Annotated in this window: 18 protein-coding genes; 6 read left to right on the top strand and 12 right to left on the bottom strand. The window is 68.1% G+C overall.

Annotated features, from left to right (window positions below; all coding sequences use genetic code 11):
• The first annotated feature begins 109 nt into the window (after positions 1–109).
• Both VI123_RS03750 and VI123_RS03755 read left to right on the top strand, forming a co-directional pair.
• Positions 110–691: an LURP-one-related/scramblase family protein gene (locus VI123_RS03750; RefSeq protein WP_336336718.1), complete on the top strand. Its 582-nt coding sequence runs from the start codon at positions 110–112 to the stop codon at positions 689–691.
• A 43-nt stretch (positions 692–734) separates the two neighbouring features.
• Positions 735–2,129, top strand: a complete 1,395-nt coding sequence (locus tag VI123_RS03755; protein ID WP_336336719.1) for an LVIVD repeat-containing protein — start codon at positions 735–737, stop codon at positions 2,127–2,129.
• Between the two features lie 19 nt (positions 2,130–2,148).
• Here the strand turns inward: VI123_RS03755 and VI123_RS03760 are convergent, their stop codons facing one another.
• The 3 genes from VI123_RS03760 to VI123_RS03770 are packed head-to-tail and all read right to left on the bottom strand — an operon-like array spanning position 2,149 to position 4,125.
• On the bottom strand, positions 2,149–3,549 hold the full coding sequence (locus VI123_RS03760) for a DUF402 domain-containing protein (RefSeq protein ID WP_336336720.1): 1,401 nt from the start codon (positions 3,547–3,549) through the stop codon (positions 2,149–2,151).
• Positions 3,546–3,920 carry a DUF7532 family protein gene (locus VI123_RS03765; protein ID WP_336336721.1) on the bottom strand — a complete coding sequence of 125 codons (375 nt, stop codon included), beginning with the start codon at positions 3,918–3,920 and terminating at the stop codon, positions 3,546–3,548. Before VI123_RS03765 ends, VI123_RS03760 begins: the two co-directional genes overlap by 4 nt.
• Before the next feature lie 43 nt (positions 3,921–3,963).
• Positions 3,964–4,125 carry a preprotein translocase subunit Sec61beta gene (locus VI123_RS03770; RefSeq protein ID WP_053967263.1) on the bottom strand — a complete coding sequence of 54 codons (162 nt, stop codon included), beginning with the start codon at positions 4,123–4,125 and terminating at the stop codon, positions 3,964–3,966.
• A 115-nt stretch (positions 4,126–4,240) separates the two neighbouring features.
• On the opposite strand from VI123_RS03770, the gene VI123_RS03775 reads away from it, so the two are divergent.
• Positions 4,241–4,507, top strand: coding sequence for a thioredoxin domain-containing protein (locus tag VI123_RS03775; protein WP_336336722.1), 267 nt, complete (start codon positions 4,241–4,243; stop codon positions 4,505–4,507).
• Positions 4,508–4,541: 34 nt separating this feature from the next.
• On the opposite strand, the gene VI123_RS03780 is transcribed toward VI123_RS03775, so the two are convergent.
• The 5 genes from VI123_RS03780 to VI123_RS03800 all read right to left on the bottom strand — a co-directional run bounded on the left by VI123_RS03780 (position 4,542) and on the right by VI123_RS03800 (position 8,032).
• On the bottom strand, positions 4,542–5,294 hold the full coding sequence (locus VI123_RS03780) for a response regulator (protein WP_336336723.1): 753 nt from the start codon (positions 5,292–5,294) through the stop codon (positions 4,542–4,544).
• Positions 5,295–5,551: 257 nt separating this feature from the next.
• Positions 5,552–6,220 (bottom strand): NADPH-dependent F420 reductase, encoded by a 669-nt coding sequence (npdG, locus tag VI123_RS03785; RefSeq protein ID WP_336336724.1) that lies wholly within the window; start codon positions 6,218–6,220, stop codon positions 5,552–5,554.
• 52 nt (positions 6,221–6,272) lie between these two features.
• A complete protein-coding gene (locus tag VI123_RS03790; protein WP_336336725.1) occupies positions 6,273–6,662 on the bottom strand; it encodes a hypothetical protein in 390 nt (129 codons plus the stop codon).
• 64 nt (positions 6,663–6,726) lie between these two features.
• Entirely contained in the window at positions 6,727–7,599 is an 873-nt protein-coding gene (locus VI123_RS03795) for a TIGR01548 family HAD-type hydrolase (RefSeq protein WP_336336726.1), read from the bottom strand.
• A 19-nt stretch (positions 7,600–7,618) separates the two neighbouring features.
• Complete coding sequence (locus tag VI123_RS03800; RefSeq protein WP_336336727.1) at positions 7,619–8,032, bottom strand: UPF0146 family protein; 414 nt, start codon at positions 8,030–8,032, stop codon at positions 7,619–7,621.
• A gap of 30 nt (positions 8,033–8,062) precedes the next feature.
• Here VI123_RS03800 and VI123_RS03805 point away from each other — a divergent pair, with 30 nt between their 5' ends.
• A complete protein-coding gene (locus VI123_RS03805; RefSeq protein WP_004514915.1) occupies positions 8,063–8,584 on the top strand; it encodes an archaemetzincin family Zn-dependent metalloprotease in 522 nt (173 codons plus the stop codon).
• Positions 8,585–8,652: 68 nt separating this feature from the next.
• Positions 8,653–8,868 (top strand): hypothetical protein, encoded by a 216-nt coding sequence (locus tag VI123_RS03810; protein WP_336336728.1) that lies wholly within the window; start codon positions 8,653–8,655, stop codon positions 8,866–8,868.
• A gap of 16 nt (positions 8,869–8,884) precedes the next feature.
• Here the strand turns inward: VI123_RS03810 and VI123_RS03815 are convergent, their stop codons facing one another.
• Together VI123_RS03815 and VI123_RS03820 are read right to left on the bottom strand one after the other, a co-directional pair.
• Positions 8,885–10,714, bottom strand: coding sequence for a ribosome biogenesis/translation initiation ATPase RLI (locus VI123_RS03815; RefSeq protein WP_336336729.1), 1,830 nt, complete (start codon positions 10,712–10,714; stop codon positions 8,885–8,887).
• 2 nt (positions 10,715–10,716) lie between these two features.
• Positions 10,717–11,013 (bottom strand): EMC6-like membrane protein, encoded by a 297-nt coding sequence (locus VI123_RS03820; RefSeq protein ID WP_455429070.1) that lies wholly within the window; start codon positions 11,011–11,013, stop codon positions 10,717–10,719.
• A gap of 123 nt (positions 11,014–11,136) precedes the next feature.
• Between VI123_RS03820 and VI123_RS03825 the strand changes: the two genes are divergently transcribed.
• On the top strand, positions 11,137–11,400 hold the full coding sequence (locus VI123_RS03825) for a helix-turn-helix domain-containing protein (RefSeq protein WP_101350940.1): 264 nt from the start codon (positions 11,137–11,139) through the stop codon (positions 11,398–11,400).
• A gap of 41 nt (positions 11,401–11,441) precedes the next feature.
• Here the strand turns inward: VI123_RS03825 and VI123_RS03830 are convergent, their stop codons facing one another.
• Both VI123_RS03830 and VI123_RS03835 read right to left on the bottom strand, forming a co-directional pair.
• Positions 11,442–12,005, bottom strand: a complete 564-nt coding sequence (locus VI123_RS03830) for a cysteine hydrolase family protein (RefSeq protein WP_336336730.1) — start codon at positions 12,003–12,005, stop codon at positions 11,442–11,444.
• Positions 12,005–12,826: a YqcI/YcgG family protein gene (locus VI123_RS03835; protein WP_336336731.1), complete on the bottom strand. Its 822-nt coding sequence runs from the start codon at positions 12,824–12,826 to the stop codon at positions 12,005–12,007. The genes VI123_RS03830 and VI123_RS03835 overlap by 1 nt, the downstream gene beginning before the upstream one ends.
• Between the last annotated feature and the right edge of the window lie 41 nt (positions 12,827–12,867).

The raw sequence follows: 12,867 nt of genomic DNA on the forward strand, positions 1-12,867 counted from the left end.
GGGAAACCCTGTCGGTTCTGGCCGTGAGAGGACGACCCACGGCACGGCCTATTTTTATTCTGAACGAACCAGCGCAAGATTTACCACCGTTATCGGAGACGAGATTCGTATGGATACGACGAGCGACTACGACATCACGGGTATCGACCTCTCCGAGAACAGCTACACGGTCGAACAGAGCCTGGTACGCAACAAGTACAAGGCGATGGACGCCGCCGGGAACGTCGTCCTCCGCGGGAAACAGAAGATGCTGAAGATGAAAGAGCAGTTCCCGTTCGTCGACGCGAACGGCGACGAGGTGTTCGAGGTCAACGCCGGCGGCATCATCGACGTGGCCGGCAACTACGTCCTCACCGACTCCAAGACCGGCGAGGACATCGTCATCCTCGACAACGACTACTCCATCCTCCAGGACACGTGGAAGATTCGGGACGCCAGCACCGAGGCGAAAATCGCCGAAATCAACTCCCAGGGTGCGCTCGTGACCATCGCCCGCAACGTCGTCCCGTTCGGCGGCTGGATTCCCCACAAGTACGAGATAACCGACCGGGACGGCAACCACGTCGGGAACATCGACGGGCAGTTCTCGCTGAAAGACCGCTACGAGATTACCATCGACGACGCCAGCACGGTCCCCAAGGAGCCGATAATCGCCGCGGCGATGGTCATCGACGCGATTCAGGGGAACTGACGCCACCGGAATCCTTCTTGCCCTGGCACCCTCAGTGACGGCCATGCGCCGCCGGACGGTCCTCCGACGACTCGCCCTCGCAGGGACAGGCGTCGGCCTGGCGACCGGGACGGCCCGGGCCCATCCGACGCCGACCGGCGACGGGACGGCCGAGCCAGCGGCCTCCGACACCCCGACCGGCGGGGACCCGCTGGGCGTGCTGGAGATGGAGACGGTGTACGAGGTCGTCACCAGCCCCGACGGGCACACGGCCTATGTCGCGACCGGAGACGGTATCGCGCTCGTGGACCTCGTCACGCCGACCAGTCCCAGACTGCTCAGTCGACAGACGGACCTGCTGGCCGAGGCCGACGACGGGCCGATACAGCGGGTCCAGGACCTCGCCGTCAGCGGGTCGCGGCTGCTGGCCGCCGGGCCGGCCAACCCCGCCGACGGAGCCCACGGGGTCGTCGTCTTCGACGTGAGCGACCGCCGGGAGCCGGCCCGAATCGCGAGCCTGGAACTGGACACGCGCATCCACAACTGCGACTTCGACGGCCGGTACGCCTACCTGACCGCGAACGACCGCGACGGCAATCCCTTGCTCGTGGTCGACACCGAGACCGAGCGGGAAGTCGGCGAATGGTCGCTGTTAGACGCCGGCGACGCCTGGCACGACGTGCCGACGAGCCTCTGGCCGCTCCACGACGTGTGGGTCCAGAACGACCGGGCCTACCTGGCCTACTGGGACGGCGGTACGTGGGTCGTCGACGTATCGGACCCGACCGACATCTCGCTGGTGGCGAAGGTCCGCGGGCGCGACCCGGAGACCCTCGCCGCCATCGAGGACCCCGGCACCGAGCGGAGCGAGCCGCCGGGCAACGACCACTTCGTGACGGTCGACGACGACGCGTCGCTGCTGGGGGTCGGCGGCGAGTCGTGGGACCTCGGCGACGACGACAGCGGCGGCCCCAGCGGCATCGAACTGTACGACATCAGCGACCCAGCCGACGCCGAACTGCTGTCGACGCTCGACCCGCCGCCGACCTCGGACCCGTCGCCCGGCGGGATTTTGACAACCGCCCACAACTTCGAACTGACCGCCGACCGCTGTTACTCGGCGTGGTACAACGGCGGCGTCCGGGTCCACGACCTGACGGACCCGACCGCGCCCGAACAGGTCTTCGAGTGGCGCGACACCGAGTCGACCTCCTTCTGGACCGCACAGCGGGCCGCCGGCTGTTTCGTCGCCGCCTGCACGGACGCCAACGGCGGGACGGAGGTCCAGCCCGGGCTGTACACGTTTCCGGACCCGCGGATACGGACGCCGACGGCGGACGCGTCGGCCACGGAGGAGGGCGACGGTACCGCCATCGGCGTCGGCGGTCCCGGCTTCGGCGTCGGCTCGGCGGTCGCGGCGGTCGCGCTGGCGGCCTGGCGCGCCCGCCGCCGGGACTGACGCCGCGCCGCCGACCCCGTCACTCCAGCGCGCTCTCGACGGCGGCGGCGACGCTCCGGGCGCGCTCGGCCAGCGGCTCGGGGACGTGACCGTACTCGACCGCCGCGTCGAGTTCGTCGTCGTCGACCCGCTCGACGGTCTCGTCGGCATGTTTCACCACGTCGACGTGGAGGTCGACGTACCGGGCGGTGTCGGGGAACACTTCGACGGGCGTACAGACGTTGACGTAGGTCCCCTTCTTCCCGCCGTCGCTGTCGCGGTACACCGTCGGGTACCACCACCGGCCCTCCTTGACCTTCGTCTCGGCCACGTCGCCGGCCTCCTTCGGGACGCCCAGCGCGTCGTAGGTGCCGCCGGCGTGCAGTTCCCGCTCGATAGTCACCGTCCCGTCGTCCTCGACGGCCTGCACCTCGCCGCTGCCCAGCGTGATGAGCCGGCCGTCGGGCTTGCCGTGGCCCAGCGACAGCGACCCGCCGACCTGCGGGCCGAACTGCCGGGCCGTCACGGCGAACGGGAAGTCGGTCTCGCCGGTCTTCGGGTCGTCACACAGCGCCTCGACGTAGTCGACGGCGGCGCTGGCCGCGCGGTCGCCGGCCTTCACGCGGTGGTGGCCGGGCATCGTCGCGGTCACCTCGCGGCGGGCTTCGTCCAGCGCGAACCGGCTCTCGCGGCCGAACCACAGCCACGTCGTCGCCAGCCCCCCGTCGTACCGGGCCGGCGCGCAGTCCTCCGGCGCGTCGGCCCCGTCGAGCGACACATCGATGGCCGCCGCGCGGTCGTTGGCGGCGTCGAGCGCGTCGGCCAGGGCGTCGAAGCTCGCGTCCTCGCTCGCGGCTTCCCAGGAGACGCCCCAACCGTCCCGGGGGTCCGCGGCGATTACGTCCAGCATCGCCGGGCCGCCGGTCCCCGACGACGGCCCGCTCCCGCCGCGGACGAGCGAGAGGAGGGCCCCGCGGACCGCGACGGTCGTGTCCAGCACCGGCCGGCCGTCCGTCCAGGGCGCGCTCGCCTCGACGACCTGTACCCGGAGCCTGTCGCCCGTCTCGACGCGCTCGTCCGAAGACGAGTACGGGAGAAACCCCTCGCCGTCGCCGAGGTCGACGACAGCGCCGCTCCCGAGCGTCTCGGTCACGGTGCCGGCGTAGACCGCGCCCTCGGGCGTCGGGTCGTCCCAGCGGAGGGTGTCCCGGCCCACCGCAGTCAGGCAGTCGGTGACGCTCGCGGCGGCGTCGGGGTCGCCGACGACGCCGAGGCCCTGCTGGTCGTCCGTCGTCGTCACGGTCACAGCCGCCCGCTCGTCGGCGAACGTGCCGTCGAAGCGGTCCTCGATTGGCCCCGACGCCTGGACGATGTCGTGGCCCGCCTCCCGGAGTAACCGGGTCAGTGCCGTCGCGTAGATGCCCCTGACCCGGACGGTCATAGCGCGTCCTCGTCGGCGGCAAAGCGGACCCGGTCGTGGACCGTCGGTCCCAGCGAGAGCTCTACTTTCTCGTCGCTCAGGACCCGGCCGCCCTCGACCGGGACGCCCCAGGTGTCAAACCGCAGGTAGCCCCGGATGTCGTCGGCGTGGGTGAACAGGTCGCAGTACTCGACGGCGTGTTCCTGTACCTCGCTGGCGCTGTGGGCGAGGTCCATGTCGGAGTACACCGTCTCGCGGCCGTCGAAGAAGGCTTCCAGCGCCGCGGCCGCGTCGTCGGTGGCCGCGACCACCGCCTCGGAGGCGGCCTCGACGGTGTCCTGGTCGACGCCGGCCTCGCGGAGCGCCCGCTGTTCGCGTTGCGTGAAGTGCATATCCGCGAGTCGTAGCGGGGAGCGGAAAACAGTGCGGAATCGCCTACACGACCATCGCGTTCAGCACGAGCATCAACAGCCCGAACATGACGCCGGTCGCGACGATTGTTCGGGGGTCGATACGGATGGTGTTCTGGTCCTCGGCGTCGAAATACCGGACCAGTCCCGCGCTGGACATCAGTCCGCCGCCGTCGCTGCCACTCATACTTCACGGTGGTGTGTGACCGACACTAAGCCTTTCGGGTCGACCGCGATTGCACGCCGTCGGTACACATGGATAACCCTTATCAGATACCGCGGACTAACGGAAACAGAGCACTATGACGGTTACACTGAAGGACTTCTACGCGGACTGGTGCGGCCCGTGCAAGACCCAGGACCCGATTCTCGAAGACCTCGAAGAACAGTGGACGGACGTCGAGTTCGAGAAGATAAACGTCGACGAGGAACAGGACGTCGCCAACGAGTACCAGGTACGCTCGCTGCCGACGCTCATCATTGAGAACGACGACGGCATCGTCGAGCGGTTCGTCGGCGTCACGCAGGCCGACGACATCGACGACGCGCTGCAGCAGGCCTCGGCCTGAGCAGGCACTTTTCGCGGTTCGGCGCTCGCGGCGGTCAGTCGCCGCTCACAAGTCCGGTGCCGTCGAGTTCGTCAACGGCGATGAGCAACCGGCCGTCGTCGAGCGCCGTCACCATTTTCGACTCCCTGAACGTCGTCTCGTCGGCGCGGAGGCCCTCGCTCTGGCCCGTCCACTTCCCACCGCGCTCGACGACGGGGAGGACGTGTGTCTTGATGTGTTCGACCTCGTCCGACGGATGGAGTTCCGTCCAGTGCTTGCCGACCACCTCATCTGAGTCGTAGCCGTAGAACGACGCGTACGTGTCGGTCGCCTCCTCGAAGCGTTCGTCGTTCCCGACGACGCCGATTCCGTCGAGTTCTACGCGGTCGTTGGCGTCGAACTCGCCGTCGGACTCGACGGCGTGGCCTACCCGCCGAATCAGCGTCGTGTACTGCTCGGTTCCGCCGCCCTTCTTCAGGTAATCGGTCAGTCCCGCCTGGATAATCTCGGGCGCGACCTCGTCGGTCTCCTCGCCGGAGAACAACAGCAGCGGGAGCTCCGGATGGGTCTCCCGGACGGCTTCGAGGAAGTCGATGCCGTTCATCTCCGGCATCTGGTAGTCGCTGACGACGCAGTCGAACTCCGTCTCCGGCGACCGAAGCAGCGATAGCGCGGTCTCGGGGTTCGTCTCCGTCGTGACGGCACAGTTGAGACCGCTGTCGTCCCGTTCGAGATACGTTTCGACGAGGGCTCCCAGCGCCGCGTCGTCGTCGACGTGGAGTATCGAAAGGGAGTCGTTTGGCCTCATTTTTCATCCTCGGGGCTGAAATCCATAAGTAACTGATGCCTACTTTGAGCTATTTGATAATCAGCTTGGAAGTGGCTACGGGCCGCGCTAGCGTCTCTCGTTGGCATTGAGGTCAGGTAGGGCTACCCGGCGCAGGGCAAGTGCCACTCCGCTGTCGGCCACTGTGAAGCCGTGGCGGGCATACCGCTCGCCGCCGACGAGCGGTGTCACTCCGAGCGCGCTCTGTGAACGGCGAGGAGCGAGTGAGGTAAACGGTACTACTGGAACCGCACGCCGAGGTCGTGCAGGCCGTCGTTGTGGCGGGCGACGTTGATGAGCAGCGGCGTCAGCCCCTCGATTTCGGCGGCGTTGGCGAGCGGCCCGCCGTCCAGCGCGCGAATCCCCTCGATACCTTCGGCGAGTTCACAGACGGTGTCCTTGGCGTCGGTGTCGTCGCCGACGACGATGGTGTCCCAGTCGAGGTCGGCGTCGAGGTTGGCCAGTCGGCCGGCCGCGAGGTTGTGGAACGCGCCGACGACGGGCGTGTCGTCGGGGGCGGCGTTGGCGGCCAGCTGCGTGACGCTGCCGGCCCCGGGGCGGTTGTAGTGGAAGCCGTCCTCGTCGCGCTGCATCCCGACCGCGGGGGCGACGAGCGTGGCGTCGTCGAGTTCGTCGGCGACGGCGTCGACGGTGTCGGTGAGGTGGTAGGCCGGGACGGCGGCCACGACCACGTCGGCGCGGGCGGCAGCGTCCTCGTTCGCCAGGCCGGCAATCGACACGTCGTCGTGGCCGCGACTGGCCAGTTCCGTCTCGTACTCCTCGGCCTTGTTCGCGGCCTTCTCGGCTTTCCGCGAGCCGATGATTATCGTGTGGTTCGTGTCGTCGGCCCAGCGGAGGGCGAGCCCCTGGCCGATGTCTCCGGTACCGCCGAGCAACGCGATGTCCATATCTACGGCGTAGGCCGACCACTGAATAAACGTTGTGCGACAGGTGTCCCGCTCAGGTGTACTCCTCCCAGGCGCGGTCGAACCCGCCGGCGAAGGTGATATACAGCGCGCCGCCGAGCCCGAGCAGGTAGCTGAGCCACTGGGTCGCGACGCCGACGGCCGAGGTGTGGCCGACGGCGAGGGCGAACACCGTCGAAATCGGGACCGTCAGGAAAAACAGGACGATGACGAACATCCCGACGCGGCCCGGCCGGTGGATGGAATCGAGGACGTCGCCGTACTCGCGCATCGTCCAGTAGGTCGCGCCCAGGCCGATGACCTGGCAGGCGATGGCGTACAGCGGCACCAGGTCGACCGACGGCTCGCGGATGACCGCGCCCCCGACGAGCCCGGCCCAGATGCTCACCAGGAACGCCCAGCCGAAGGTCGGCAGTCGTCGCATACCCGTGGTCTCTGTCCCGGCAGTGAAACAGTTGCCGTTTGCGGTCGGGTGTCGCCGCCGACGGTTACGCCGCCTCGAGGAGGTCGGGGAGGTCGGTGACCGACTCGACGACGGCGCTCGCGCCGTTGTTGGCGAACGTCCGGCGGCCGGCGTCGCCGGTCAGCCCGCCGGTCAGGACGCCGATTCCGTAGTAGACGCGGTCGTCGTCGGCTGCGTCGGCGTTGACCGCTGTCGCCACGTCGTCGAGAGTGTCCCCGGCGAAGGCCACCCGCCCGGCGTCGAACCGCTCGGCGAGGGTCCGCAGGGCGGCCGGATGGGGCTTGCCTTCCTCCCAGTCGTCCATGGTGAAGCGGTGTTCGTCGGGCAGGTCGAGGCCGACCCGTTCGAGCGCGATGTCGGCCTCGGCGGCGGGGCGGCCGGTGACGACGCCGACGGCGAAGCGGTCCCGCAGGTCGGCCAGCGTTTCGTCGTCGACCAGCAGCGGCTCGTCGTGGATGTACCCCGGCGCAGCGAGGGGCGGCTCGCCGCCCTCGATGTCCCGGTAGAGGTCGCTGCCCAGATACAGCGCCTGGAACACGTCACGGAGCCGGTCGGGGTTCCAGGCGTCGAAGACCCGCGTCTCGGCCGGGTCGTCGAGCAGGTCACGGACCACGGCTTCGGCCGCGTCGAGGCCGCCGCCCCGTTCGGCGATGGCGTCGGTAAACGCCGCCAGGTCGGAGACGGCGGACTCGCGGCCGGCGAGCACGAAAAGCGCCGCGGCGTAGGTCAACTCCCAGTCGTTGTTGAACCCGCCGGCGTCCTTGAACTGCTGGACCGCCGCCTTCTCGATGGTGTCACCGTACACCCGGTCGATGGATTCGACGATTGCCCGGCGATAGGAGTCGGCCACGTCCACCAGCACCCCGTCGATGTCGAGGACGACCGCGTCGACTTGCATGGGCGGGCGAAGGCGGGCCTCACTCAAGCGCCTTGCTATCTCTCGCCCGGTACAGCGTCTCCCCGCCCGGGAGCTGCTCGCGCTCGACGGCCACTGTCGGCTGGTCCCCGCCCAGCGTCGTGAACCAGAACGCCGCCCCAACGGCCTCGGCGACCGCCAGCGTCGGCCGGTGCAGCTCCGGCGGGAGGTTCCGGGCGAACACGACGTCACGCCCCGCGTACACCGAGTGGTCGGGGTCCAGCACGTCGTCGACGACGAACGCGACGCCGTCGGGGGCCTCCCGCTCGTAGATGTCGGTCGCCGTCACGTCGACGCCCCGCTCGGCCAGTCGGCCGGCTACGTCAGGGTGGTTTCCGACGCCGACCTCGACGACGGAATCGACGGACGCGAGGCGGTCGACCAGCGGGTCGGTGGTGTCGGTCACGTCGTACAATTTATGACATGCGGGCGCATATGCGTTCCCATGCACGTCGACATCGTGCCGGTGGGTGAGGTCTCGGCCCAGGTCAAACGCGAGGCCTCGGACGGGCTCCGTTCCGTCTACGACTGTGAGGTCTCGATGCACGAGCCACAGTCAATTCCCGCCGGCGCGTACGATGGGGACCGCGACCAGTACCGCGCCGAGGAGTTCATCGACCTCGCCCGCCGGGTCGGCTCCGGCGGCAAGAACATCGCTATCACGCCGAAAGACCTCTTCTATCGCCGGCGAAACTACGTCTTCGGGCTCGCGTACCTCGGTGGCTCCGGCAGCGTCATCTCCACCTACCGGCTCCAGACCTCCTCCGACGGCGGCTTCTCGAACCGCTCGGCCGGCGAAATCTTCTCCCAGCGGGTCCGCAAGGAGGTCGTCCACGAGGTCGGCCACACGCTCGGGCTGGAACACTGTGACAACAAGCGCTGCGTGATGAACTTCTCCCCCACCGTCCGTCAGGTCGACGTGAAAGAGGTCTCGCTGTGTGGCTCCTGTCAGCGGAACGTCCTGTAGTTTGTGAACTGATACCAAACTGATTCGGTACAGCGCCTACAGTTCTGTGGTACTTGTACGCATACACGATGAGCAAGAGCCAGTCCCCCGAACGCGTCGCGGAACTGCGAGAGGTCTTCGTGTCGGTCACCGGCGACGAATCGGTAACCGAACGCCAGGCCGACGAGCAATCCGACCGCGAACTCGACCCCGACGAGGAGTTCGACCCGGACGAGGTCGTCGACGGCCTGGACGACGCGGTCGCGGGGTCCGAGGCGGACGGCGGCAGCGACCCGGCGGCCTGACGCCTGCGTCCCGGTCCTACGGCGCGTAGTAGTACTCGCCGGCGTTCTTCTGCTCGCGGTCCAGTTGCGAGTCGGGCTTGTTGATGCGGGGCCGCGAGGTCCGCTCGTCCCGGCGGAACGTGATATCGAGGTTCCGGAGGAACTCGTTCATCCCCTCGCGCATGCCCTGTGGCGGCGCGGCGTGGCCGCTCTGTGCCGGCTCGCCGTCGAAGACGAGCAGGCGGTCGGCCAGCAGGTCTATCATGTAGATGTCGTGGTCGATGACCATCGCCGTCGCGTCGTGGTTCTCGGCGTACCGGCGGATGGCGGAGGTCGCCATCACCCGCTGTTCTACGTCCAGGTGCGCCGAGGGCTCGTCCAGCAGGTAGAGGTCGGCGTCCTTCGAGAGGCAGGCCGCGATGGCGACTCGCTGGCGCTCCCCGCCCGAGAGGTCGGTGAGTTGCTGCTCCATTACCGACTCAAGCTGGAGCGGCTGTGCGATTTCGGTGTTCCAGTAGGAGCTCCCGAAGTCGTCGGTAATCGACGCGAGGAAGGCGTCGACCCGCATCGGCTGGTCGATTTCGATGTACTGGGGCTTGTAGGCGATGTCGAGGCTGGTGTCGACCTCGCCCGCGGTCGGTTCCAGCCGGCCGGCGAGCATCTTGGCGAACGTCGACTTCCCGATGCCGTTCGGGCCGACGACGCCCAGCACCTCGCTCTCGCGGATGGTACCGGCCTCCACGTCCAGCGAGAACTCGCCGTCGCCGTAGCTCTTCTGGAGGTCGGGGTACTCGATGACCACGTCGCCGGTCGAGGCGGTCCGGGGGGCGTGCTCCTCGAACTCGATTTCCGTCTGGCGAATCCGCATGTTCTCGTTTTCGAGGTAGCCCGAGAGGTACTCGTTGATGCCCTTCTTCGTCGATTTGGGCGGCGTGATGATACCGAACGCGCCGGGGGTCCCGTAGGCGACGTTGATGTTGTCCGCGAGCAGGTCCAGGATGGCGAGGTCGTGCTCGACGACGAGCATCGAGCGGTCTCCCTCCTCCGCGAGTTCGCGGATGAGCCGCGCGGCGGTCATCCGCTGGCCGATGTCCAGGTACGGCGTAATCTCGTCGAGGAAGTAGAAGTCGGCGTCACGGGCTAGCGTGGCGACGAGCGCGACGCGCTGGAGTTCCCCGCCCGAGAGGTCGTCGATGTGGTTGTCCACGACCGGCTCGATGCCGGTCCGCTCGATGAGGTAGTCCAGGTCGCCGCGCTCGTCGGTCTGGTCCAGCAGCTCCCGGGCTTTCCCGTCGAACTGGTCCGGAATCCGGTCGACGTACTGGGGCTTGCGGGCGACGCTCACGTCGCCGTCGCGCATCTGTTCGAGGTACTCCTGGAGGGCGGTCCCCCGGTACTCGTCGAGAATCTCGTCCCAGTCCGGCTGTGCGCCGTAGCGGCCCAGGTTGGGCTGCATCTCGTCGGCGAGGATGCGGACGGCGGTGGTCTTCCCGATGCCGTTCGGGCCCAGGATACCGGTGACCTGGCCCTCGGCGGGGCTGGGGAGTCCGTACAGCGCGAAGGCGTTCTCCCCGTAGCGGTGGACCGGCTCGTCGGTCAGCTCCTGCGGGAGGTTGATAATCTCGATGGCGTCGAACGGGCACTTGTTGACGCAGATACCGCAGGACTCGCCCAGGCAGATTTCCTCGGAGATGCGGACCTGGTCGGGCTGGCCCTCGAAGGGTTCGTCCTCCTCGTACTCGTCTTCCCGCTTGACGATGCACTCTTTCCCGCTGCGGTTGGGCGGGCAGTAGTTCATGCACTCGTAGTTACAGCGGTCGGGCTGGCACCGCTCCAGGTCGACGACGGCGATACTGTCCTCGGCCATCGTTACGCTCCCGTCGTCAGCAGGATGCCCCACGAGACGAACCACAGCGAAAAGGTCATGAAGCCGATGTAGAGCACGTCCTTCGCCGAGAGGTCGTCCGTATCGATGCCGATTACCCGCAGAATCGGGAACTGTGCTGCGATAGCGACCGCGAGGACGAGCATGCCCTGCGGGTCGTCCGGCGCGGCCGCTAACGCGTTGGAACCGAACGCGGCGGCGATGCCAGCGACGGCCGTCAGCGTCGTGACAGTGAGCCCCCGCATGTGAGAGCTCATCCCGTCCGCCGTTTCCGTAGCCATACCACACGTTCCACTACCCGCAACCAAAAGGGGCGCGGTTCGGGGCTGTGGCGCGTGCGAGTGGCCGTGCCGGCGGGACGGACTCCTCAATCTTTATGCGCCCGGCGCTTGTGATTACGCGTAATGACGGACTCTGATGGGGAGGCCATCGCAGACCTTCCGCCGAGCGCAAAGCTCGTGTACAAGGTTCTGGAGTACGACGGCCCGCTGACGCAGAAAGGCATCGTCGAAGAGTCGATGCTTTCCGCCCGGACCGTTCGGTACGCTCTGGAACGACTCGACGAAGTCGGTGTCATCGAGGAAGACGTGTACTTCGCCGACGCGCGACAGAACCTCTACGAGATTACCGACCAGCCGGCGGAAGCGGACGCCGCCGTCTCGGACTGACGTCGCTTTCTTCCTGTGGTGTCTCGCAACGCGGCCGGTAGCTACAGCGACGCCATAACGTCGTCGGTCGCCGCGATTGCCGCGAACTCGCCGCGTAACTGCGCCAGCGCCGTCCGGTGGACCAGCGGCGCGTCGAACTGTTCGCCGTCGAGCGCGCGGTCGAACGTCGCCGTCGCGTCCCGCGCGACGACCACGTCGAACCCGCGGTTCTCGGCCATCCGCGCCGTCGTCGAGACGCAGTGGTCGGTCGTCAGCCCGCAGACGACGAGCGTCCCGTGGCCGCGCTCGCGGAGCCACGCCTCCAGGTCTGTGTCGACGAACGCGCCGTTGACGCGCTTTTCGAACGTCGTTTCGCCGGCCTCGGGAGCCAGCCCCGGCTTGAACGCGAAGCCCGGCTCGCCCCGTCGGAGCGGCGAGTCCGGTTCGGTCGAGTCGTGGCGGACGTGGACCACGGGCAGGTCGCGTTCGCGCCACGCCGCGAGCAGCCGCGCCGCGTTCGCCTCGGCGTCGGGGTTGTTCCGCGTCCCCCACCCCGACTCGCCGAACCCTTGCTGGAAGTCCACCAGCACGAGCACCGGGGCCGCCGAAAGTGACAGCGCCGGCATCAGTCCGCCGGCTCCGGGGCCGGCGTGTCGACGAGCCACTTCGATTTCGGGTGCTCTCGCGTCACGGTCATGGGGCACTCGTCCGGGGCCTGGGCCTCGTCCGAGGACAGCATGTACTGGGGCCACTCGCGGTCGCCCTCCACGCCCCAGTCACCGATGTCGGCGTGGGGGCAGACGCCGTCGTACTCTTCGAGGCGGCCCTGGATGACCTCTCGGGCGTGCTGGCCGGCTTCGGTGTCGGCCGTCACGTCCAGCTCCTCGAACAGCGACCGCGGCTGGAACGTGATCTCCAAGCCGACCGGGCAGTAGCGGCTCTTCCGCGTGTCGTAGAACGGCGCGCGACACGTCGGAAACATCGGCTCGCCGCCGAAGCAGAACTCCCAGTAGGGGTCGTCGGTGTCGGTCGGGATATCCGCGGGCCACGGTTCCGGGTCGTGGACGTGCAGGAACTGGAGGACGTGCCAGAGGCGGTCGTGGTACTCGGCCTCGGTCAGCGGCCGCTCGGGCGGGCGGAAGAACGTCACCAGCGACGCCCGCTCGCTGTGGTCCCGGTAGGTGTCCAGGTACTCCAGGACCGTCCGGCCGAGGTCGAACAGCGCGTCGGGGTCGCTCATCGACGGGACGGCCGTGTACAGCGGCTCGCCGTCGCGGACCGACTCCGCGCCGAAAAAGCAGGGAAACGGCGTGCCGTTTCGCTCGCCGGTCAGTCCCGCGCTGAAGGTCCGCCAGTGGTCGGCGACCCAGTCGGGCGCGACCCCGCGCTCGACCCGGTCGGCCAGCGTCGCCTGGTCTACCAGCCCGCCGACGACTGTGTCGGTCATGTGCTGACTGTGGGGCTACACCGGAATTTAGCTGTCGTTTT

This window comes from Haloarcula sp. DT43, from assembly GCF_037078405.1.
Classification (GTDB): Archaea; Halobacteriota; Halobacteria; order Halobacteriales; family Haloarculaceae; genus Haloarcula; species Haloarcula brevis.